The organism is Streptomyces sp. NPDC091387, assembly GCF_044756945.1.
Taxonomy (GTDB): domain Bacteria; phylum Actinomycetota; class Actinomycetes; order Streptomycetales; family Streptomycetaceae; genus Streptomyces.
The window spans coordinates 411,001-432,672 of sequence record NZ_JBIVTZ010000005.1 but is presented as its reverse complement, the minus strand read 5'-3'; the positions used below and the strand labels follow the sequence as shown (position 1 = coordinate 432,672).

Below are 21,672 nucleotides of genomic sequence, written 5' to 3'. Positions count from 1 at the left end.
CACGGAGCCCCGGACACGGAGGAGCCCCGGACCACTCGGAGAACGAGTGGTCCGGGGCTCCTCCGTACCGTCGGGTGCCTCCGCGGCCGGGCTCCGTCGTACGACGGCTCAGGCTCCCCGGGAGCCCGGCGGCAGCGCGGCCTGGACCCGGCCCGCGTGCCGCCCCACCCGCTGCCAGGAGCCGAGGCTCCCGGTGTGCGTACCGGGGCTGCTGCTGCCGTGCCCGGCGGCTCCGCCCGTCCCGCCGGACGCCCCTGAGCCGCCGTGGCCCGAGCGGCCGCCCAGCGGAGCGCGGGAGCCGAAGAACCCGCTGCCGAAACTCGGGAGCCCGAGGCTCTCCTCCCCGCTCCGGTCACCTGGCAACGCCTTGAACGACCGGCGGTACTCGGAGTACAGCGCGTCGTAGATCGGGGTGCGGGACGGGCCACCCGATGGGTCCTGCGCGGGACGCATGGCAGGGATCGGGCTCGGACGCTGGTGGGAGGGGTCGTATGAGTGCACGTACGTGCCAACGACCCCACCGCCCGTCGGATGCGGGCCCGCCGGAGAAATAGCTGTTCGGTAAGGCGCTCCGGGGTGCGCGGCCATGATCAGGTACCGGCCAGCGGCATCGCCGCGGCGACCAGGACCCCGCCCGCCGAGGCCTTCTCCAGCGCGTCGCGCAGCAGGTCCTCGCGGGGCTGCTGGCCGATCGAACCGGCCGGGGCGGCGTAGACGAGCACGGTCTGGGACTTGTTGGCCGCGGCCCGCCAGCCGTCGGTCACCTGGAGGGGCGCGTGCGCCTGCCACCAGGCCACCGGGGCGCCGCCGCCGGTGCCCGGCTGGAGCACCGCGTGCAGCTGCCCCGCGGCGAGCAGGATCGACCAGCCGTGCAGCACCTCGGGGACCTTGCCCATCCGCTGGACCGGGTGGAAGCCCTGCTCCAGCAGCAGCTGGAGGAACTCGTCGCCGCCGCTGCCGTCCGTGCCGGGCCGGGCGATCGCCCCGGTCGGTTCGACGACCAGCGCCGGGTGGAGTTCGTCGTCGATCAGGACGAGGCCGCTGGTGATGCCCAGCACGGCCTGCTCGGGGTTCAGCCCGTCATGGACGTCCTGCTCGCTTCCGGTGATGCTGCGCACGGCCCCCTGCAACTGCTCCTCGGCGACCTGGACGACCTGGGAGGGGATGCAGGTCGCGTGGGCGAAGGCGAGGACCGCGGTCTCGTCGCCGACGAACAGCACCGTGCTGGTGCGTTCCTGCTCCGAGTCGCCGGGGGTGCGGCAGGAGGTGCAGTCGTAACTGCCGGGGGCGTTGTCGCCGACAAGCAGCCGGTCGGCTTCGGCGTCGCCGATCTCGGCGCGTACGTCCTCGCTGACGTCGAGCATGCGCGGCACGGGTGGCTCCTCGAACTCGGTACGTGCGCCGGGCGGTTCCCGGCTCATGAAGAAGACAACGGGTGAGCTGCTGCCGGGGTCACGCGAGAAAGCGAACGGAATCGAACCGAGGAGCCGACCGGTTCGGCGATACCCCGACAAGTCCTGAAATGGTGGCGCGTGGTGCGAGGCCGGCGCCTGCGGAGGAGGCGGTGCCCGTGCCGACGGGAGCCGCGCTCGTGCCGCCCCCGGCGGCGGTGCCCGAGGCGGTTGCTCCGATGCCGGAAAGCGGGTGATTCGGGTCGTCCGCTATACGGGCGGAACCGCGCGGCCGGGCCGGTCCGATGGTGTGGATATTGTGAGCATGGGATAAGGGTGCGATAAGGAAGGATGAATTCCCGACGGTCCACTCGCTTGCGGGAGGTTATCGCGGAGGGAAATCGATGGCCTCCGGCGTCAGATATTCGACCCGCTTTCCGGCCTTCTTCGCCGGTCGTTTCCGGGCTTGTGCGATTACTGTGCGTCGAGTTGTGAATCGCACGTTCGGGTGAGGGAGCCCGGCGGGAACGCGTGTGGTGATCCTGTGACACAAGCGTGACCGGTGGAGGACGTGAGGATGCCGTGCGACCGGCCGGCGCCCCGGGTTACGCCTCCGTCCGGGGCCGCATACGGTGAGAGGTATGGCACCCATACCGACTCCTTCCGCCCAGCCCGACGACACGACCGGCGCGTATGTCGGCCTCACCGCCGACACCGCGGAACGGCGGGCCCGGGAGCGTGGCTGGACCACGGTCAGAGCCCTGCCGCCGGGCGCCATCATCACCATGGAGTTCCGGAGCGGCCGGATCAACTTCGAGGTCGACGGCGGCGCCGTGAAGCGCTGCTGGATCGGCTGAGGGCCGGCCGCAGGTCACCCGGACAGGCTCTCGGGCCCCCGGGCGGGCCCCGGGCCGACGGCGGCGCGTCCCCGCCCCATGAGTGAGGGCCCCGACCGGAGTCGGGGCCCTCACTCATGCGGGGGAGCGGCGGTGCGTACCGTCCCCGTCGCTCGCGGGGGTCAGCCGCCCGCCACCGGCCGGGCCGGTGCCGTGCCGCCGCGTGGTGTGCGGTCCGCGTGCGGCGGGCGGCGGCTGCCGGCCGGAGTGACCGGAGTGCGTTCCGAGCGCACCGCGTGGCCCTGGTGCGCGGGCGGCGCGGTGTGGGCGCGCGGGCGCCCGCCCGCGGCCGTCGCCGTCACCGCGGACGCCTGACGGCTGCCCGCGGCGACCGGTTCGCGGGCCGGGCTCTGCGCCGCGGTCTCGCCCACGGCCGCCTGTCCGGCCGGAACCGGCCGGGGATCGCGCGCTGCGGCGGGCGGGGCCGGCACCAGCCTGCTGCGGGCGCTCAGCCGCTCGCGGGCGGCGAAGATCCACTCCTCCGCCCGGGTGATCAGCGGCTCGCACCACGGCAGGCCGAGCAGGATCAGCAGCCCCGCCGCCCAGCCGAGCACCACATCGCTGAGCCAGTGCGTACCGAGGTAGACGGTCGTCAGGCCGACGCCGAGCGACACGACGGCGGACATCGCCGACAGATAGCGCCTGGCCCGCGGAGTGGCGGCCAGGTAGGCAAGGATTCCCCAGGTCACGACCGCGTTGGCGGTGTGCCCGGACGGAAATATATCGCCGCCGGCGAAGAGTTCGGCCGAGCCGATCTGGGTCGCGTAGTGCGGGCCGAGCCGGCCGAGGCCGTACTTGACCGCCCCCACCGTCGCGTTGAGCAGCAGCAGGGAGACACCCAGTGTCAGCAGGGGGCGCAGGGTGTGCTGCCGCCAGGAGCGCCAGCCGAGCCAGCAGGCGACCATGACGGCCGTGGGCCCGCGCTGACCGAGTACGACGTAGTAGTCGAGGAAGGCATGGATTCCGGGCCACTGCTGGTACGGCCGGAAGAGCATGACCTTCCAGTCCAGGGTCACCAGCCAGGACGACATGAGCACGGCTATGACGATGGCGAGATAGAACGCCAACGTCCCGCCGAAGAGAGCGATGCGGTGACGGCTCATCCGCGGTGTCTCTATCTTCGGCGGTTCCGGCTCCCGGTCCAGGCGGGCAAAGATGTCGGTACGCACCCAATCGACGTTACAGCGAGTGAGTGGGTGACCTGGTCGATCCGGCCGCTTTGTGATGACGATGTGATGTGGACTATGTCTCAGCGCGGTCTGTTTTCCTGAACCTCAGAAGAATCCCGGATTCCTTTCGTTCTCTTTCTTCGGCACTCGCGCCGGAAGAGTTTTTGGATATTGACGGAAAAGCGCACGGGATACCGAAGTGCATTTGGCGGGAGCCCGGGGAGAGCGGAACGGACGGTGTCGGTCCGGTTACTCGACGCCTTCATCCGTCGCCCGGCCGACGATTCGAGGCACCCCCGGAGCTCATCGCACGCACCGCCGAACGGGCCGTTCTCGCAGGTCGCGAGGGGTCTCCTGGTGGGTCGGACCTGCTGGGGGCAGTGGCGTACACCACACTGGGAGGCCGTCGGCGGTATGAGATGGGCCACGTGTAGCCCTGCCGAACTCGCGTACGCTGACGCATCACTCGCCCGTCGATGCCGGGCCCGGAGGGGCAGCGAACGCTGAATCCCCAGGGGCCTGCCGAGCGCGAGGGACCTTTTGGGAGGTAGATGCATGTCCGGGACGACCACAGCCCGAACCCGCCTGCGCGCAGCCGCCGACGGTGCCAATCGATGGGTCGTCCTGGTCGTCCTCTGCCTCAGTCTGCTGCTCGTGGCGCTCGACGCGACGGTGCTGCACGTCGCCGTCCCCGCCGTCACCGAGGACCTGCGGCCCAGCGCCGTCGGCCTGCTGTGGATCGTGGACGCGTACCCGCTGGTCTGCGCCTCACTGCTGATCCTCTTCGGCACCCTCGGTGACCGGGTCGGGCGGCGGCGCGTCCTGCTGCTCGGCTACGCGCTCTTCGGGGTCGCCTCCGCCGTCGCCGCCATGGCCGACAGCGCGGGCGTGCTCATAGCGGCGCGGGCCCTGCTCGGCGTCGGCGGCGCGATGATCATGCCGGCCACCCTGTCGATCCTCCGCCAGGTCTTTCCGGACCGGCGCGAGCGCGCCGTGGCGATCGGCGTGTGGTCCGCGGTCGCCGCGGTCGGCGCCGCCACCGGACCGGTCATCGGCGGCTTCCTCGTCGAACACTTCTGGTGGGGCTCGGTCTTCCTGATCAACATCCCGCTGATGGCCCTGATCCTTCCGCTCGGCCGGCTGCTGCTCCCGGAGTCCCGGGGCAGCAACGACGGCCCGTGGGACGTGCTCGGCGCCCTGATGGCCGCGGCCGGAGTGCTCGGGGTGGTCCTGGGCGTGAAGCGGGCGGGCACCGGCGACGGTCTCCTCGTACCGGCCACGCTCCTGCCGCTGCTGCTCGGGGCGGCGCTGCTCGTCGCGTTCGTCCGCCGCCAGAAGCGGCGGACGCACCCGCTGATCGACATGGGGATGTTCGCCAGGCCCGCCTTCTCCACCGCGGTGGGCTGCATCGTCCTCGCCATGCTGGCCCTGGTCGGCCTGGAGCTGATCGCCGTCCAGTACCTCCAGCTCGTCCTGGGCCTCAGCCCGCTGGAGACCGGCCTGCGGCTGCTGCCGCTCACCTTCGCCGCGATGGCCGCGGGCGCCACCGGCTCGTACACCCTGCGCCGGGTCGGGCCGCGCCGGATGGTCGGCTGGGGCTTCGTCCTGACGGCCGCCGCGGTGCTGATGCTGACCGCGATGGGGCAGCACGACCGGCCGGGCCTGCTGACGGCGTCCTTCGTCCTGCTCGGCTTCGGCCTCCAGTCCACCCTCTTCGGCGCGTACGAGTCGATGCTCAGCGAGGCCCCCGCGGACCGGGCCGGCGGGGCGGCCGCGATCGGTGAGACCTCCTACCAGCTGGGTGCCGGCATGGGGATAGCGCTGCTCGGCAGCGTCATGAACGCCGCGTACACCCCGGGCCTCGCGCGGCTCCCGGAAGCGGGTGTCCCCGCCTCGGCCGGCGCCGCCGCCTCCCGCTCGCTCGGCGAGGCGTACCAGGTGGCCTCGCAGCTGGGCGGCCCGCTCGGTCAGGTGCTGCGCTCCACGGCCCGCACCGCCTTCATCGGAGGGCTGCACATCACGCTGCTGGTCAGCGCCGCTCTGCTGCTGCTCGGGGCGCTCGCCGCGCTGCGGCTGCCGAGGGTGATGGAGTGCGCGCCGGTGCTCTGCGAACCCCGCGAATCCATGGACGGCCGCCGGACAGCGGAGGCCGGGCAGGACGAGGATTCGCGCGGCCGCAGAGGCCGCGAGGCACCCGGGGCCGACCGGCCCAAGGCGCTGCTCCCGCTCCCCGCCGCGCGGCAGCCCGCCGAGGCGACCGGCTCTGGACGCACGGCACACTGAGTCGTAACGTCAGCACGGCGCCGTGACTAACACTGCTAGTTTTCGGCGTTCCCCGTACCGCCCTCAGTACCGTGCGAGCCGCCGGAGGCGCATCCTCATGTCCACCGCTCCGTCCTCGAAACTCCCGCCCTTCGACCCCCGCGACCCCATCGGCATCGACGACCTCCTGGGCACCGAGGACCTCGCGATCCGCGACACCGTCCGGGCCTGGGCCGCCGACCGGGTCCTGCCGCACATCGCCGAGTGGTACGAGAACGGCGAGCTGCCCGGCATCCGCGAGCTGGCCCGCGAACTCGGTGCGCTCGGGGCCCTCGGCATGTCCCTGGAGGGCTACGGCTGCGCGGGCGCCACCGCCGTGCAGTACGGGCTGGCCTGCCTGGAGCTCGAAGCGGCCGACTCCGGAATCCGCTCGCTCGTCTCCGTACAGGGCTCCCTCGCCATGTACGCCATCCACCGCTTCGGCTCCGAGGAGCAGAAGCGGCAGTGGCTGCCCGGCATGGCGGCCGGCGAGATCATCGGCTGCTTCGGCCTCACCGAGCCCGACCACGGCTCCGACCCGGCCGGTATGCGCACGTACGCCAGGCGCGACGGCGAGGACTGGGTGCTCAGCGGCCGCAAGATGTGGATCACCAACGGCTCGGTCGCCGGGGTCGCCGTGGTCTGGGCGCAGACCGACGAGGGCACCGCGGGCGCCGGCATCCGCGGTTTCGTCGTGCCGACCGGTGCCCCGGGGTTCTCCGCACCCGAGATCAGGCACAAGTGGTCCCTGCGCGCCTCCGTCACCAGCGAGCTGGTCCTCGACGAGGTGCGGCTGCCGGCCGACGCCGTACTGCCCGGCGTCACCGGTCTGCGCGGGCCGCTCAGCTGCCTCAGCCATGCCCGCTACGGCATCGTCTGGGGAGCCATGGGCGCCGCACGGGCCAGCTTCGAGGCGGCCGTCGACTACGCGAGGACGCGTGAGCAGTTCGGGAAGCCGATCGGCGGCTTCCAGCTCACCCAGGCCAAGCTCGCCGACATGGCCGTCGAACTCCACAAGGGCATCCTGCTCGCCCACCACCTGGGCCGCCGGATGGACGCGGGCAGGCTCCGCCCGGAACAGGTCAGCTTCGGAAAGCTGAACAACGTGCGGGAGGCCATCGAGATCTGCCGCACCTCACGCACGATCCTCGGCGCCAACGGGATCTCGCTGGAGTACCCGGTGATGCGGCACGCGACGAATCTGGAGTCGGTGCTCACCTACGAGGGAACCGTGGAGATGCACCAGCTGGTGCTGGGCAAGGCGCTCACCGGCCTGGACGCGTTCCGGTGAAGGACGACCACCGGAGCGATCCGGTGAGCGCCCCGCTCAGCTCTGGTTGAAGAAGCCGTCGGCCTGCCGGCCGGGGGCTTCGCCGATGACGACCTGGGTGTCGGCGGGGGTCAGCAGGAAGACCCGGGTCGCCACGCGGTCGATCGACCCGCGCAGCCCGAAGATCAGCCCTGCGGCGAAATCCACCACGCGCTTGGCGTCGGCGGAGTCCATGGAGGTGAGGTTCATGATCACCGGGACGCCGTCCCGGAAGAGCTCACCGATGCTCCGGGCGTCCCGGAAGCTGTCCGGGGTCACGGTGGCGATCCGGCGGTCCGTCTCCTGGGCCGTCTCGGACGCCACCCGCACCCGCGGATCGGTCACCCAGGCCTGTCCGGTCCCGGTCCGTGCACCCTCGGAGTACTCGTCGTCGTCGTAGTACCGCTCGTCGTTGTCCTCTACGAGGCCCAGCCAGGCACTCGCCTTGCGCACCGATCCCATGGACGCCTCCTCTCTCCGCGGTTCCTTGGCGTTCCGCATCTCTTTCGTATCCCTATGGTCGTCCATGATGCGGATCGTGCGCCAAGGGGATAGGCGGCGCGCAGGGCATTCGTGACGGTACTGGTGCAGAGGATGTGGCGATTCGTCAAGGTTCCTCCTGCAAAAGGGCACTGGCGAAAGAAAATATGATGCTCCGGGCCGTACGGGTGACATGGGGGACGTACGGGTGAACGGGACGCTCGATACGATGCACGGCGCGCCCTCGCCCGAGCGTGGCGCACGGCTGAACGGCACCCGGGGGATCGTCGTGTTCGGAATAGTCAGGCCCTGCACCCATCGACTGTCGGAGGGGTTGAAGGCCGAGTGGATGGCCCATCTCTGCGGGCTCTGTCTGGCACTTCGATCCGACCATGGGCAGTTCGCCAGGATTGTCACGAACTATGACGGCCTGATCGTCTCCGTTCTGACGGAGGCTCAGACCGAACGCACACCCGCACAGCGCCGCACGGCGGGGCCCTGCCCGCTGCGTGCCATGCGGACCGCACCGGTCGCGCGGGGTGAGGGAGCCAGGCTGGCGGCCGCCGTCTCGCTGGTGCTGGCGTCGGCCAAGGTGCGGGACCACGTCGCCGACCGCGACGGGCTGTTGAAGCGGCGCCCGGTGGCGGCGGCGGCCCGCAGGGTGGCGGCGGGCTGGGACCGTGCCGGTGCGCGTACCGGCGCACAGCTCGGTTTCGACACGGCGTTGCTCGTCGACGCCGTCGACCGGCAGACCGGCATCGAACTGCTCGCGGGCCCCGGCACCCCGCTGCTGACGGTCACCGAACCCACCGAGACCGCCACCGCCGCGGCCTTCGCGCACACCGCCGTACTCGCGGGCAAGCCGCAGAACGCCGGGCCGCTGGCCGAGGCGGGACGCCTCTTCGGACGCCTCGCGCATCTGCTGGATGCCGTGGAGGACCAGGAAGCTGACGCCGCGTCGGGTGCCTGGAACCCGCTCACCGCGACGGGCACCTCGCGCACCGAGGCCCGGCGGCTGTGCGACGACGCGCTGCGCGGCGTACGGCTGGCACTGCGCGACGCGGAGTTCACCGACAGCAGGCTGGCGCACGTGCTGCTGGCGCACGAACTGCGGCGCTCGGTGGACCGCGCCTTCGCCACGGACGTCTGTTCCCACCAGTCGGGGGGCCTGCTGACCGGGGGAGCGGCCGGTCCCGGTGCAGCCGGCCATCTGTCAGGAGGGAGACACGCGGGGGCGTTCGGGCCGCCGCCCGGCAACCCGTACGCGCCCTCGGGGCCCGGAGCCCCCTTCGGTCCGCCGCAGCCGCCGCCGGAGCCCCCGCGCGACCGGCGCGGACTCGTCATGGGATGCCTGGTGTGGGCGGGTCTCGCCTGCACCTGCCAGATGTGCTGCGGCACCTTCGACGATCCGTGGAGCCGACAGCGCCGCGAGGGGCTGTGCAGTCAGTGCGACTGCGGTGACTGCTGCGACGGCTGTGACTGCTGCGGCAATTGCTGCGACGGCTGTGATGGCTGTGACTGTTGCGACTGCGGTTGTGACTGCAGCTGCTGAGCCCGCGTCACTTGATCTCGGGCGGTGAGATCTGCGAGGTCTCGATCGCCGACTCGCTGATGCCCCACTTCTTCAGGATCCGGTCGTAGGTGCCGTCCGCCTTGAGGCTGTTGACCGCGGCCCGGAAGGCGGGCGCCAGCGGAGTGCCCTTCTTGAACGCGAAGCCGACGTCGAGACGCTTGAACTCGTTGAGGAAGCGCACGCCCTCCTGCTGTTTCACGGCGTACCGCAGCCCGTTGATGGTCGACATCACCACATCGGTCCGCCCCTGCTGGAGCCCGGTCCATACGGCGGCCAGGTCGGAGTACGTCTTCACGTCGTACGGCTTCTTGCCGGCCTCGGCGCACCGGTGCTTGTTCTCCTCCAGCGTCACCTCGAACGTGGTGCCCGCGGCGGTGCCCACCGTCAGCCCGCAGAGCTGGGTCAGATCGGTGACCTTCTTCAACGCGCTGTCGTCGCGGACCGCGAAGCCCTGCCCGTCATTGAGGTAGGTGACGAAGTCGATGGTCCGGCGGCGCTCGTCGGTGACCCCGAAGTTTCCGGTGCCCACGTCGTACTTCCCGCTGCCGAGCGCGGGCAGGATCGCCTCGAACGCGGCGACCTCCCACTTCGGCTTCAGGCCGAGCGCCCTGGCCACGGCGTTCCCGAGGTCGATGTCGGTACCGGCCAGGGTCCTGCCGTCCTCCAGGTAGGTGGCACCGGGCGGGGTGCTGACGCTGGCGGCGATGGTCACGGTCCCGGAGGAGCGCACGGAGGCAGGCAGGAGACCGGTCGCCGTCTTGTCCCGCTTCACCCCCGACACGACGTCGGTCGTGGGGATCGCGTTCTTGGCGGCGGGACCGGCCGCACCGGCGGGGGCGGCCGCCGGATCGCCGGAACCGCACGCGGTGAGAGCAAGCATGGCCGCCGTGATCAGCGCGAAGGCAGCGGTGTGCCGGGTACGGGGCATCAGGGAGGGTTCTCCAGTTTCGGCGGCCGTGCACGGGCGCCGGGCAGCGCGAGGCAGCCCACGGCCGGGGCGGAGGAAGACATCCTGCGACGTCGGAGGACTCGGTGCGAGGGGAGGGCGGAGCGCTGTCGCGTACGCGAGGGCACGCAGGGAGAGAGGCTTCCGCGCCGGTCAGCGGCGCGAGGAGAAGCGGGAGAGGAACGGGAAACGCAGGGGGTCAGCTCAACAGGAACAGGACCACACGCGACCGAAGTCGATGTGGGAGCGCTTGACCAGCCACTTCTGCGAATACATGGCCCAAGTTGAACAGGCATCCGGTGGTCCGTCAACTGGCCCCCGTGTACGGCTCACAGTGTGGACAGGCTTGACATCCCGTTGTGAACAGCGCTTACCTCGGAGGCAGTGGACCGCGCTGAGGGGCCGGTCCGCCTCGTTCTCCGAGCTGTCGCGTTCCAAGCTGTCGTGTTCCGTGCCGAGGGCACGCCCCGTGTTCGATCGCCGCATCCACGGAGCCCTCGTATGTCCGCCCAGACCGATACCCTCCCGCCGGCACTCCCGGCCCCGCCCCTCAAGGACGACGACGCCGACCGGCTGCGCATCGTCCCGGTACGCCGGACCGGCCAGTGGACCGCGGCCGTCGCCGTACTGGTCCTGCTGGCCCTCGCGCTGAACTCCGTCATCCGCAACGACGCCTTCCAGTGGGACGTCGTCGGCGACTACTTCCTGACCACCGCGGTGCTGCGCGGCCTCTGGCTCACCCTCTGGCTCACCGCGCTCGTCATGGTGCTCGGCTTCGCGCTCGGAACGCTGCTCGCCGTCATGAGACTCTCCGCCAACCGCGTTCTCCAGGCCGTCGGCTGGGGGTACGTATGGCTCTTCAGGTCCACCCCGATCCTGGTCCAGCTCCTGTTCTGGTTCAACATCGGCGCGCTCTACCCCGAGATACTCGGCGTCCGCACGGTGAACCTCCTCGGCCCCGTCACGGTCGCCGTCATCGGACTGACGCTCCACGAGGCCGCGTACGCGGCGGAGGTCGTACGCGGCGGCATCCTCTCGGTGGAACGCGGACAGCTGGAGGCCGCCCAGTCCCTGGGCCTCGGCCCGTGGCGGCGGCTGTACCGGATCGTGCTGCCCCAGGCGATGCGCTCCATCGTGCCGCCCGCCGGGAACATGCTGATCGGCACCCTCAAGGGCACCTCGATCGTCAGCATCATCGCCGTGCAGGACCTGCTGTACTCGGTCCAGCTCGTGTACCACCGCACCTACCAGGTCATCCCGCTGCTGCTGGTCGCCACCCTCTGGTACGTCGCGGTGACCTCGCTGCTCGGCATCGGCCAGCACTACGTCGAACGGCACTACGCCCGCGGCACCGCGGACGCCCGGTGAGCCGCCGGCCGTCGCTGGTCGTCATCGGCGCCGGACCGCGCGGCACCGGCCTGGTCGAGCGCATCGCCGCCAACGCCGCAGAACTGTACGGCCACCGGCCGCTCGACCTGCACCTCGTCGACCCCTACCCGCACGGCGCCGGCCGGATCTGGCGCCACGACCAGTCGCCGCTGCTGTGGATGAACTCCATGGCGGAGGACGTCACCATGTTCACCGACGACACCGTCCGCCAGGAGGGGCCCGTACGGCCGGGGCCCGCTCTCGACGCCTGGGCGGCGGACGTCCGCGAGGGCCGGACCGAGCCGCCGGGCGATGCGGCCGAGCCCGGACTCCGGGCCGAGATCGACGCGTTGAGCGGGCAGGACTTCCCGAGCCGGCGGCTGCAGGGCGCCTATCTGCGCTGGGTGTACGAAGAGGCCGTGGCCGCCCTCCCGCCCTCGGTCACCGTCCACGAACACCGTGACCGGGCCCTGCGCGTCACCGGTCCGCCGGACGGCCGTCAGCACGTCCGGCTGGAGGGCCGTACCGAACCGCTCGTCGCCGACCTCGTGGTCCTCACCATCGGCCACCTGGACGCCGAACCGGACGCCGAGCAGCAGGAGCTGTCCGCCTTCGCCGACCGGCACGGTCTCGTCCACCTGCCGCCCGAGTTCACCGCCGACAGCGATCTGAGCGCCCTGCGCGCGGGCGAACCCGTCATAGTCCGCGGCTTCGGACTGGCCTTCATCGACCTGATGGTGCTGCTCACCGAGGGCCGCGGCGGACGGTACGAGAACGGGACCTATGTGCCCTCGGGCCGGGAGCCCGTCCTGCACGTCGGGTCGCGGCGCGGGGTCCCGTACCACTCCAAGATCGGATACGGCTGGCAGGGCGAGCGGCCGGAGCTGCCGCGGTTCCTCGGCCCCGACCGCGCCGGCGAGCTGCTCAGCCGGACGGAGCCGCTCGACTTCCGCCGCGATATCTGGCCACATATCGACAAAGAGCTCGGGTACGCCCACTACCACCGGCTCTTCACCGCCCACCCCGAGCGCACCACCGCGGACCGGACCGCCTTCGAGGAGAAGTACGCGGCCGCCGAGCCGGGCAGCGACGAGCTGCGGGCCCTGATCGCCGCGGCCGTCCCCGACCCCGCCGACCGGCTCGACATCGCGGCGCTCGACCACCCGCTGGACGGGGTGCGCCACTCCTCGTACGACGCCTTCCAGGAGGCGACGCGCCGCTACATCACCGCCGACCTCGACCGCCGGCACGACCCCGGGCACAGCGAGGATCTCGCCGTCTTCCTCGGACTGCTCTCCGCCTACGGGCAGTTGATCCGCTTCGGCGACATCGGGAGCTGGTGGCACGGCTTCTTCAGCTACCTCGCCTCAGGCCCGCCGGGCCCCCGGCTGCGGCAACTGCTCGCGCTCTCCCGGGCCGGTGTCGTCCGCTTCCTCGGCGCCGGGACGAGGGTCGAGGCCGACGAGCGCCAGGGTGTCTTCCGGGCCGGCAGCGTCACCGTTCCCGGCGAACGGGTCGAGGCCCGCGCCCTCGTCGAGGCCCGGCTGCCCGACCCCTCGCCGGAACGCACCCGCAGCACCCTGCTCCGGGCCCTGCACGAGGACGGGGCCGCCGCCACCGCCACCGGACTGCTCGCGGTCGACCCCGGCGACGGCCGGATCCTGGACCGCGAAGGACTCCCGCACCCGCGCCGCTTCGCCCTCGGCCCGCACACCGCGGCCCGGACCGGCGGCGCCTTCACCCGGCCGCGCACCGGCGGCCCGGCCTTCCGGCAGAACGACGCCACCGCACGCGCCGCCCTCACCTTCCTGCGCGGCCTCGCAGGCACCGATGGCTGACCGGTCCGCGCACCTCCGCCCCGAACCGCCCGAGGAACCCCATGACAACGACCAGCCGTCCACCCGAGAGCGAACCGGCCGCGGAGCGCGCCCCCGCACCCGCCGACGCCATGGTGCGGATCCGCGGCGTGCACAAGAGCTTCGGCTCCCTCCACGTGCTGCGCGGGATCGACCTGTCCGTGCATCCCGGCGAAGTGACCGTGATCCTCGGCCCCTCCGGCTCCGGGAAGTCCACCCTGCTGCGCACCGTCAACCACCTGGAGAAGCCGGACCGCGGCTCGATCACCGTCGACGGTGACTTCGTCGGCTACCGCAGGAAGGGCGACAGGCTCCACGAACTCCCCGAGCGCGAGGTGCTGCGCCGCCGCACCCGGATCGGCTTCGTCTTCCAGAACTTCCACCTCTTCCCCCACCTCACCGTCCTGGAGAACGTCACCGAGGCCCCGGTCGCCGCGCTCGGCCGCCCCAGGGCGCAGGCCACCGCCGCCGCGCACGAACTCCTCGACCGGGTCGGCCTCGCCGACAAGGCGCGGGCCTACCCCCGGCAGCTCTCCGGCGGCCAGCAGCAGCGCGTCGCCATCGCTCGGGCGCTCGCCCTCGAACCGAAGCTGCTGCTCTTCGACGAACCCACCTCCGCGCTCGACCCGGAACTCGTCGGGGAGGTCCTCGACGTCATCAAGGACCTGGCGGGCCGGGGCACCACGATGATCGTCGTCACCCATGAGATCGGGTTCGCCCGTGAGGCCGCCGACACCGTTGTCTTCATGGACGAGGGACGGATCGTCGAACAGGGCCCGCCCGCCGACGTACTGGACCGCCCCCGGCACGAGCGCACCCGCGCCTTCCTCTCCAAGGTCCTGTGACCCGAATCCCAGGGTTCCCTGCTCCGGAATCCGGGGTCCTGTGCCCGCTACCGCCTTCGAACCGTGCCGAAAGGGCCCGCCATGCCTCCGATCCGCCCCCTCCACCTGGCCGCCGAGATCGGCGGCCCGCCCCGCTACGACCCGGGGCACTACACCGGCCTGGCCCGGCTCGCCGAGCGCGGCGCCCTCGACTTCGTCACCCTCGGCGACTCGTTCGCCCGGCCGGGACCCGACGCGCTCTCCGTGCTGTCCCGGGTGGCGCCGGCCACCCGCCGGATCGGGCTCGTGCCGACGGTCACCACCACGCACACCGAGCCGTTCCACGTCTCTTCGGCCGTGGCCACCCTGGACTGGGTGAGCCGCGGCCGGGCGGGCTGGCAGGTGGACGTGTCGACGACCGGGGCCGAGGCCCGGCTGTTCGGCCGCCGCCCGGCCGCACCCGCCGCAGAGCTGTGGCGCGAGGCCGGCGAGGTGGCGGACGTCGGTGCGCGGCTCTGGGACAGCTGGGAGGACGACGCCGAGATCCGGGACCCCGCCACCGGGCGCTTCATCGACCGCGACAAGCTGCACTACGTCGACTTCGAGGGGTCCGCCTTCAGCGTCCGCGGACCGGCCATCGTGCCCCGGCCCCCGCAGGGCCGCCCGGTCACCGTCGTCGACGGCACGGCGGACCCGGCCCGGGAGACCGCCGCCCGCCATGCCGACGTCGTGCTCGTACGGGCCACCACACCCGAGCGGACCGCCGAGATCCGCGCCGATGTGCGCCGCCGCGCCGCGGCCCACGGGCGCGACCCCGACGCCCTCCGGGTGCTCGCCGCGCTCACCGTCGACCTCGGCGACGCCGAATCCGCCCCGGAGCCCGGACTGGAGAGCGGACCGCCGCTCGCCGCGCAGGGCACGTACTACCGGGGCGGTCCGGTCGACCTCGCGGATCTGATCACCCAGTGGCACCGCGCCGGGGCCGTGGACGGCTTCCACCTCACACCGATCACCCCCGAACGCGATCTCGAACGGATCGTCAACGGCACGGTGGCCCTGCTCCAGCACCGCAGTCTCTTCCGCACCTTCCACCCCGGCGGGACCCTCCGTGAGCACCTGGGCCTGGCCCGCCCGGCCAACCGGTACGCGCCGGGCCGTGTCCTCCAAGGAGAACGGGCATGACGACCGCCCAGAAACAGCTGCATCTCGCCGCCCACTTCCCGGGGGTGAACAACACCACCGTCTGGGCGGACCCCCGGTCCCGCAGCCAGATCGACTTCTCCTCCTTCGAACATCTCGCGCGCACGGCCGAACGCGGCCTGTTCGACTTCTTCTTCCTCGCCGAGGGGCTGCGTCTGCGTGAGCACAACGGGCTGATCCACGACCTGGACGTGGTGGGCCGCCCCGACTCCCTCACCGTGCTCAACGCGCTGGCCGCCGTCACCGACCGGCTCGGTCTCGCCGCGACCGTCAACGCCACCTTCAACGAGCCCTTCGAGCTGGCCCGCAGGCTCGCCACCCTCGACCACCTCAGCGCCGGCCGGGCCGCGTGGAACGTCGTCACCTCGTCCGACGCCTTCACCGGTGAGAACTTCCGCCGCGGCGGGTACCTCGACCGGGCCGACCGGTACACCCGGGCCGCCGAATGCGTCGCCACCGCCCGTGAGCTGTGGGACTCCTGGACCCCCGACGGCGCCCCGCGCCGCTTCGCCCACCGCGGCGAGCACTTCTGCGTCGAGGGCGAGTTCACCCTCCCGCGCCCCCCGCAGGGCCATCCCGTCGTCATCCAGGCCGGCGACTCGCCGGAGGGCCGAGAGTTCGCCGCGTCCGCCGCCGACATCATCTTCACCCGGCACGGCACCCCGGAGGCGGGCCGCGCCTTCTACGCGGACGTCAAGGCACGGCTGGCGAAGTACGGCCGGGAGCCCGACGAGCTGAAGATCATGCCCGGCGTCGGCTTCGTGCTCGGCGACAGTGACGCCGAGGCGCGGGAGAAGGCGGCCGCGATCCGCCTCCAGCAGATCTCCCCGCAGAACGCGATGCTGGCCCTGGAGCAGGTCTGGGGCCGGGACCTCTCCTCGTACGATCCGGACGGGCCGCTCCCCGAGAGCGACCCGGTGCCCGATTCGGCGCTGGTCCAGGGCCGGGTCAGGACCGGCGACCCCCTCGCGGTCGCGGCCCGCTGGCGCGCGCTGTCCCGGCAGAAGGGGCTCTCCATCCGGCAGACGGTCATCGAGGCGACCGGCCGGCAGCTGTTCGTCGGCAGCGCGCGGACCGTCGCGGCGGAGCTGGCCGGATGCGTCGCCACCGGAGCCGCCGACGGCTTCATCCTCGTACCGCACCTCACCCCGGGCGGACTCGACGACTTCGTCGACGAGGTCGTCCCGCTCCTCCAGGAGCGCGGGGTCTTCCGCTCCGCGTACACCGGTTCCACACTCCGGTCGCACCTCGGGCTCGCGGAGCCCGTATGGAAAGGTTGAGCCCATGAGCACGGACGCACAGCAGCAGGCAGCGCGGGACTGGGACCACTGGCACGAGGAGCGCACCGCCACGGTCTCGGCACCGTACGGACCTCTCTCCCTCACCGGCACGCACTGGCTCTCCGACTACCCGGAGGGCCGAATTCCGGCCGTTCCGGGGCAGTGGCGGGAGAACGGCGACGAGCTAGCTCACCGCGGGCCCCGAGGACGGGCTGACCGTCGACGGGAAGCCGTTCACCGGACAGGTCGGGCTCGGCGCCGACCGCGGCCCGATCGACGGGTCCCGGGTCGCGCACGGCGAGCGGCGGCTGTTCGTGCTGAGCCGTGAAGGACTTTGGGCGGTAAGGGATTTCGACCCGGAATCCGCGGCGCGGCGGGCCTTCCGCGCGATCGAGGCGACGCCGTACGACCCGCGCTGGGCGCTGTCCGGCACCTTCCGCCCGTACGACACCTCGCGCACCGTCCGGGTCGAGAACGCCGACGGGGTCGAGCGCGGACTCGGGCTCGGCGGGGAGATCGCCTTCGGGCTGGACGGTGTCGAGCACACGCTCCAGGTCGCGGTGGAGCACGACGGCTCGCTCTGGGCGGTCTTCGCCGACGCGACCAGCGGGAACAGTAGCTACCGCTTCCGCTTCCTGCGGCCCCCGGCCCCGGCCGCCGACGGCACGGTGGCGGTCGACCTCAACCGTGCGCTGCTGCCGCCCTGCGCCTTCGCGGACCACTTCATCTGCCCCTTCCCGCCGCCCGGCAACACCCTCCCCGTCGCCGTCGAGGCGGGGGAGCGCAGCCGGGTCGACGGCTGAATCACCGCCTCCGTTCCAGCGGTGTCCGGCCCCGGTGCGCGTGGTGCGCCGGGGCCGGACGCATGGGTGCCAGGTAAAGCTCAGGCCAATAGGCCCTCTTGCGCGAGAAGTTGACGCCTTGAATACTCCCGAGCAGCGCTTGTCAGGAGCACGGCAGGTTCGGAATCCGGACAGACTTCTGCCGTGCGGCTGACTGCGCCTCACGGGTCCGGCCACCCCACGGGCGGACCCCCAACCCCCCTCGGGAGGATTGCCAAGTGAGGATCAAGCGCACCACCCCCCTCAGCGGTACCGCGAGACGCACCAGGGCTGTCGCCATTGCCGCAGGTCTTGTAGCGGTCGCCGCGCTCGCCGTCCCCAGCGCACAGGCCAGCTCCACCGGAACGTACAGCGCGAACCAGCTCTCCGCCGCCAGTGACGCCGTCCTCGGCGCCGACGTGGCCGGCACCGCCTGGACCGTCGACCCCGTGAACAAGAAGGTCACGGTCACGGTCGACAGCACGGTCTCCGCGGCGGAGGTCCAGCAGATCAAGGACTCCGCGGGAGCCAACGCGGGCGCCCTGAACATCGAACGCACGCCCGGCCAGATCCGCAAGCTGCTCTCCGGCGGTGACGCTGTCTACGGGCCCGGCTTCCGCTGCTCCCTCGGCTTCAACGTCCGCAGCGGCAGCACGTACTACTTCCTGACGGCCGGCCACTGCACGGAAGGCAGCCCGCCGTTCTACACCAACTCGTCGAACTCGACGAGCATCGGTCCGACGGCCGGCTCCAGCTTCCCGACCAATGACTACGGCCTGGTGCGCTACGCCAACGCCTCGGTCTCCCACGAGGGCACCGTGGGCAGCGTCGACATCACCGGCGCGGCCAATGCCACGGTCGGGCAGTCCGTCACCCGCCGGGGCTCCACCACCGGCATCCACAGCGGCACCGTCTCCGCGCTCAACGCCACGGTCAACTACGGCGGCGGCGACGTCGTCTACGGCATGATCCAGACCAACGTGTGCGCGGAGCCCGGCGACTCCGGCGGTCCGCTCTACTCCGGCTCCAAGGCGATCGGCCTCACCTCGGGCGGCAGCGGCAACTGCTCCTCCGGCGGCACGACGTTCTTCCAGCCGGTCACCGAAGCGCTCAGCGCGTACGGCGTCAGTCTCTACTGACACCCCGGCGGCCGGTTCCGTCCCCCGGGACCGGCCCCCGGTTCGAAAGAGCACTCGAACACGCCGAGCCCCCGCCCGAATTCCGGGCGGGGGCTCCCGCTGACCCCGCGGCTTTTGAGAGGATGTGGCACACGACGGTCGCGCAGGAACAACGGGGGCGGACAGCGTGCCTCCTGGAGGGACGCCCTCCGGGAACCCCCGGCAGAGACCCCAGGGGGATCCAGGTCCGTGAATCGCATCGGAGTGACCGGCCACCGCAGCATCCCGCAGGAAGTGCACGCCCATGTGCTGGCCGCGATGCGTGCGGCGCTCAGCGGGTTCGACGGCGCGGTGGAGGCGCTGTCCAGCCTGGCCGTGGGGGCGGACCAGATCTTCGCCGACCTCGCGCTCGCCCACGGCGCCGAACTGACCGCGGTCATCCCCAGCGGCGACTACGAGGCCTGTTTCGAGGACGGCGCCGAGCTGGCCCGCTACCAGAGCCTCAGGGCCCGCGCCGCACGGGAGGTCCGGCTGGACTTCGCGCACTCCACCGACGAGGCGTACTACGCGGCCGGCGCCTACATCGCCGACCACTGCGACCGCCTGCTCGCCGTCTGGGACGGACTGCCCGCCCGCGGTCTCGGCGGCACGGGGGACATCGTGACCTACGCCCGAGGGCTCGGCCGGCCGGTCACGGTGATCTGGCGCGACGGGGTCGTCCGCGCCTGATCCGGAGCGGAGTCGGCCGGCCGGGTCTCACGTCCGGTGCCTGACCAGCCAGTCCGTGTGCTCGGGGGAGACGATCCGCTCGGTCTCGAACACGGCCGCCGGCCACTGCCGTTCGGTCAGGACGGTCTCCATCGCGGCCTGCATGTTCTCCAGGTCCTCCTCCACCAGTGAGTGCGCGGACACGAGCGGGTGATGACGGCGCATCTCGTTCCAGGCGAGGCAGGCGGCCGCGGCGGCGGAGAACGACCCCGTCAGCGCGAAGGACCCGGCGGCGGAGAACGTCTGCAGCACGGCGAGGACCAGGGCGGGCAGCGTCAGCGCGGCGATGGTGCTGGACCAGACGAACGCACCACGCCGGGCCCCCTGCTGCCGCTTGCGGTACCAGCGCCGCTGCTCGATCAGACGGTCCCGGATGTACGTCTCCTTGCGCACGGTGAACGCCCTGTTCCGCAGCTCCCGCATGGAGGCCGTGATGAGCCCGCCGCCCTCTTCGGTCATCTCCTCGCGGGGATCGTCCCACCCCACCTTCCGTAACTCCTGAAGCCCTTCCTCCAGCCGGTTGGCGAAGACGGCCTCCGGATGCTCTGTGCCGGTGTCGAAGGGGGAGCCGTGGACCGCGTAGCGCCAGCAGTTGGACTTGATGAACTCCGCCGCGGAGCGGTTGAGTTGCCAATGCGACTTTGCTTTGCGCCGGGAGGCCAGGAAGGTCGCGACCAGGACACCGAGATACGCCAACACCGCTACGACGTGCCGGAGTTGAATGTCCCCGCCGACCTCGCCCTGCCAGGGCAGGGCGGCGGGCACGGTACCCAGGACGAGCAGGACCAGCTGACAGCGGGTGGTGTTGACCGCTTCCCGTTGGCGTGCGACCGCGATGGCGTCCGTGTGATGGAAGAGCGCGGGCAGGTCCTCGCTCCGGAAGACCATGGACTGAAGTGGTCCGGGAATCGCCGTCATGTCACCCCGTCTGCAGTTGTGGATATGCCCTTCGAGCCGTACGGCCGGCCTGGCCGTCGCCGGATCGCGGGTGCGGTCCCGGGGCTCGGTAGCGTGCGCGCGGAGGCCTGCCGGGGCCACGAGAGTAGGGTCGCGCCCCGGAGACCGCAATGGCGCCTCCGCGCGGACAGGTGCTGTCCGCGCCCTCGCCGAGACGCTCTCGTGCTATCCGTCGCTCTGTGGGAAAGTCTGACAACTGCGGTGCACGCAAGGCGAGATGACTCGGCAACACGCGGGTGCTCGTCATTCGGCGGGGGGAGCGACCGTGAACGGGGCAGGCCGGAGAGGCGACGTGCCGTTGTCCGATGTGCAGCGCAGGATCCGCCGGAGTCCGTTGCTGTTCACGACTCCTCTGGTGCTGCTCGGACTCCTGGTGCTCGTCCTCGTCTGGGAGATGGTTCGCGCCAACATGACGGGCACCGCGCGGACGCAGTGGCCGTGGCGCCTGCAGTTGCTCGACATGGAGGCGCTGGGAAGCCTGCTGGCCGTCGCGGCGGGTGCCGTCCTGGCCAGGGCGCAGTACGCCCGCACCGTGCGGCCCTACCTGGGCTGGCGGGCGGCGTGGGTGAAGGGGGACCTCAGGGGCGACGTGCGGGCGTGGCGCGTGGGCATAGTCAACGGCGGGCAGCACATCGCGGCGATCGAGTCCTGGGAGTGCCAGGTGGTCATGAAGGGGAGCGGCGTGCGCGCCGGTGCCCGGTGGGCCGGCATCGACGAAGCCGTGACCGAACTGACCGCGGCCGGACTCGTGGTCGCGGAGGACTTCCAACTCGTCGAGTTCGGCCCGGGATTCCCGCTGGTGGGCACCGGAAGCCACGAGACGGTGCTCGTGGGCGCCTTCTCGAAGAGGTTCGTCGAGGACGTCGAGTCCCTGTTCGTGCGGGTACGGGTGACCGACGTCGTGGGCGACAGCCACGAACGCGTAGGGGACTGCATGAAGGGCGCGAGAGCCGTCGCTCGGGCGCCCCTCGACTGAGCCTCGACCGGACCGTGGAAGGGGGGCGGAACGGCCCTGCGGGGCGAGCCGGCCACAAGCCCCCGACCTGCGCGTTACGTCGTCACCCGGCCGGGTCAATGGCCGTCGGGATTTCCTGGATCGTATTGCTGGGTGAACGGAAGGTTTCGAGCTGCGTCGACGTGTGCGGAAGGCTGGGTTGGGAGTAAAGTCATCCCGCTGGGCCCTGTGAATATGCAGGTGCCGACAGCAATCCAATGTCCAGAAACAAAGCATCGAGGACGGCCGTGAAGACCTACGCAACCTCCCCCTCCTTCGCTATCGCGAAGAAGAGCCGTGTGCCACTCACCGAGATCGACGCCCGCAGCGCCGATGCCTCCAGGAAGCTCGGCCGGGTATTCGGTACCTCAGCCGGCCGTTCGACTCAGACTTCGACCTTCAGTTCGGCACTCTGAGAAGA

19 protein-coding genes and 1 pseudogene are annotated in these 21,672 nt (G+C 71.6%); 14 read left to right on the top strand and 6 right to left on the bottom strand.

What is annotated here, in order from left to right:
- Positions 1-108: 108 nt before the first annotated feature.
- Both ACIQM0_RS13590 and ACIQM0_RS13585 read right to left on the bottom strand, forming a co-directional pair.
- Positions 109-453 carry a hypothetical protein gene (locus tag ACIQM0_RS13590; protein WP_401286090.1) on the bottom strand — a complete coding sequence of 115 codons (345 nt, stop codon included), beginning with the start codon at positions 451-453 and terminating at the stop codon, positions 109-111.
- Between the two features lie 137 nt (positions 454-590).
- On the bottom strand, positions 591-1,373 hold the full coding sequence (locus ACIQM0_RS13585; RefSeq protein WP_401286089.1) for a hypothetical protein: 783 nt from the start codon (positions 1,371-1,373) through the stop codon (positions 591-593).
- Positions 1,374-2,032: 659 nt separating this feature from the next.
- Here ACIQM0_RS13585 and ACIQM0_RS13580 point away from each other — a divergent pair.
- Positions 2,033-2,248 carry an I78 family peptidase inhibitor gene (locus tag ACIQM0_RS13580; RefSeq protein WP_401286088.1) on the top strand — a complete coding sequence of 72 codons (216 nt, stop codon included), beginning with the start codon at positions 2,033-2,035 and terminating at the stop codon, positions 2,246-2,248.
- A gap of 161 nt (positions 2,249-2,409) precedes the next feature.
- Here the strand turns inward: ACIQM0_RS13580 and ACIQM0_RS13575 are convergent, their stop codons facing one another.
- Positions 2,410-3,456, bottom strand: coding sequence for a phosphatase PAP2 family protein (locus ACIQM0_RS13575; RefSeq protein WP_401286087.1), 1,047 nt, complete (start codon positions 3,454-3,456; stop codon positions 2,410-2,412).
- Between the two features lie 555 nt (positions 3,457-4,011).
- Between ACIQM0_RS13575 and ACIQM0_RS13570 the strand changes: the two genes are divergently transcribed.
- Together ACIQM0_RS13570 and ACIQM0_RS13565 are read left to right on the top strand one after the other, a co-directional pair.
- Positions 4,012-5,739 (top strand): MFS transporter, encoded by a 1,728-nt coding sequence (locus tag ACIQM0_RS13570; RefSeq protein WP_401286086.1) that lies wholly within the window; start codon positions 4,012-4,014, stop codon positions 5,737-5,739.
- A 97-nt stretch (positions 5,740-5,836) separates the two neighbouring features.
- Positions 5,837-7,048, top strand: a complete 1,212-nt coding sequence (locus ACIQM0_RS13565) for an acyl-CoA dehydrogenase family protein (protein ID WP_401286085.1) — start codon at positions 5,837-5,839, stop codon at positions 7,046-7,048.
- A 36-nt stretch (positions 7,049-7,084) separates the two neighbouring features.
- On the opposite strand, the gene ACIQM0_RS13560 is transcribed toward ACIQM0_RS13565, so the two are convergent.
- A complete protein-coding gene (locus ACIQM0_RS13560) occupies positions 7,085-7,528 on the bottom strand; it encodes a cell division protein SepF (protein ID WP_401286084.1) in 444 nt (147 codons plus the stop codon).
- Positions 7,529-7,835: 307 nt separating this feature from the next.
- Here ACIQM0_RS13560 and ACIQM0_RS13555 point away from each other — a divergent pair, with 307 nt between their 5' ends.
- A complete protein-coding gene (locus ACIQM0_RS13555) occupies positions 7,836-9,098 on the top strand; it encodes a DUF5685 family protein (RefSeq protein ID WP_401286143.1) in 1,263 nt (420 codons plus the stop codon).
- Positions 9,099-9,105: 7 nt separating this feature from the next.
- On the opposite strand, the gene ACIQM0_RS13550 is transcribed toward ACIQM0_RS13555, so the two are convergent.
- Entirely contained in the window at positions 9,106-10,047 is a 942-nt protein-coding gene (locus ACIQM0_RS13550) for an ABC transporter substrate-binding protein (protein WP_401286083.1), read from the bottom strand.
- Positions 10,048-10,566: 519 nt separating this feature from the next.
- Here ACIQM0_RS13550 and ACIQM0_RS13545 point away from each other — a divergent pair.
- From ACIQM0_RS13545 to ACIQM0_RS13510, 8 genes and pseudogenes are all read left to right on the top strand, one after another.
- Positions 10,567-11,433, top strand: coding sequence for an amino acid ABC transporter permease (locus ACIQM0_RS13545; RefSeq protein ID WP_363025413.1), 867 nt, complete (start codon positions 10,567-10,569; stop codon positions 11,431-11,433).
- On the top strand, positions 11,430-13,271 hold the full coding sequence (locus tag ACIQM0_RS13540) for an FAD/NAD(P)-binding protein (protein WP_401286082.1): 1,842 nt from the start codon (positions 11,430-11,432) through the stop codon (positions 13,269-13,271). Before ACIQM0_RS13545 ends, ACIQM0_RS13540 begins: the two co-directional genes overlap by 4 nt.
- A 110-nt stretch (positions 13,272-13,381) precedes the next feature.
- Positions 13,382-14,134, top strand: a complete 753-nt coding sequence (locus tag ACIQM0_RS13535) for an amino acid ABC transporter ATP-binding protein (RefSeq protein ID WP_401286142.1) — start codon at positions 13,382-13,384, stop codon at positions 14,132-14,134.
- Positions 14,135-14,215: 81 nt separating this feature from the next.
- Positions 14,216-15,295 (top strand): LLM class flavin-dependent oxidoreductase, encoded by a 1,080-nt coding sequence (locus ACIQM0_RS13530; RefSeq protein ID WP_401286081.1) that lies wholly within the window; start codon positions 14,216-14,218, stop codon positions 15,293-15,295.
- Positions 15,292-16,593 carry an NtaA/DmoA family FMN-dependent monooxygenase gene (locus tag ACIQM0_RS13525; protein WP_401286080.1) on the top strand — a complete coding sequence of 434 codons (1,302 nt, stop codon included), beginning with the start codon at positions 15,292-15,294 and terminating at the stop codon, positions 16,591-16,593. Before ACIQM0_RS13530 ends, ACIQM0_RS13525 begins: the two co-directional genes overlap by 4 nt.
- Before the next feature lie 4 nt (positions 16,594-16,597).
- A pseudogene (locus tag ACIQM0_RS13520) lies at positions 16,598-17,396 on the top strand (DUF1684 domain-containing protein).
- Between the two features lie 257 nt (positions 17,397-17,653).
- On the top strand, positions 17,654-18,553 hold the full coding sequence (locus ACIQM0_RS13515) for a S1 family peptidase (protein WP_401286079.1): 900 nt from the start codon (positions 17,654-17,656) through the stop codon (positions 18,551-18,553).
- 228 nt (positions 18,554-18,781) lie between these two features.
- Positions 18,782-19,261 (top strand): hypothetical protein, encoded by a 480-nt coding sequence (locus ACIQM0_RS13510; RefSeq protein ID WP_401286078.1) that lies wholly within the window; start codon positions 18,782-18,784, stop codon positions 19,259-19,261.
- 27 nt (positions 19,262-19,288) lie between these two features.
- On the opposite strand, the gene ACIQM0_RS13505 is transcribed toward ACIQM0_RS13510, so the two are convergent.
- A complete protein-coding gene (locus tag ACIQM0_RS13505) occupies positions 19,289-20,218 on the bottom strand; it encodes a DUF4231 domain-containing protein (protein WP_401286077.1) in 930 nt (309 codons plus the stop codon).
- 331 nt (positions 20,219-20,549) lie between these two features.
- Here ACIQM0_RS13505 and ACIQM0_RS13500 point away from each other — a divergent pair, with 331 nt between their 5' ends.
- The gene (locus ACIQM0_RS13500; protein WP_401286076.1) at positions 20,550-21,233 is read left to right on the top strand and encodes a hypothetical protein; all 684 of its coding nucleotides are present in this window, start codon (positions 20,550-20,552) and stop codon (positions 21,231-21,233) included.
- 236 nt (positions 21,234-21,469) lie between these two features.
- Positions 21,470-21,667, top strand: a complete 198-nt coding sequence (fxsA, locus tag ACIQM0_RS13495) for an FxSxx-COOH cyclophane-containing RiPP peptide (protein ID WP_401286075.1) — start codon at positions 21,470-21,472, stop codon at positions 21,665-21,667.
- Positions 21,668-21,672: the final 5 nt, after the last annotated feature.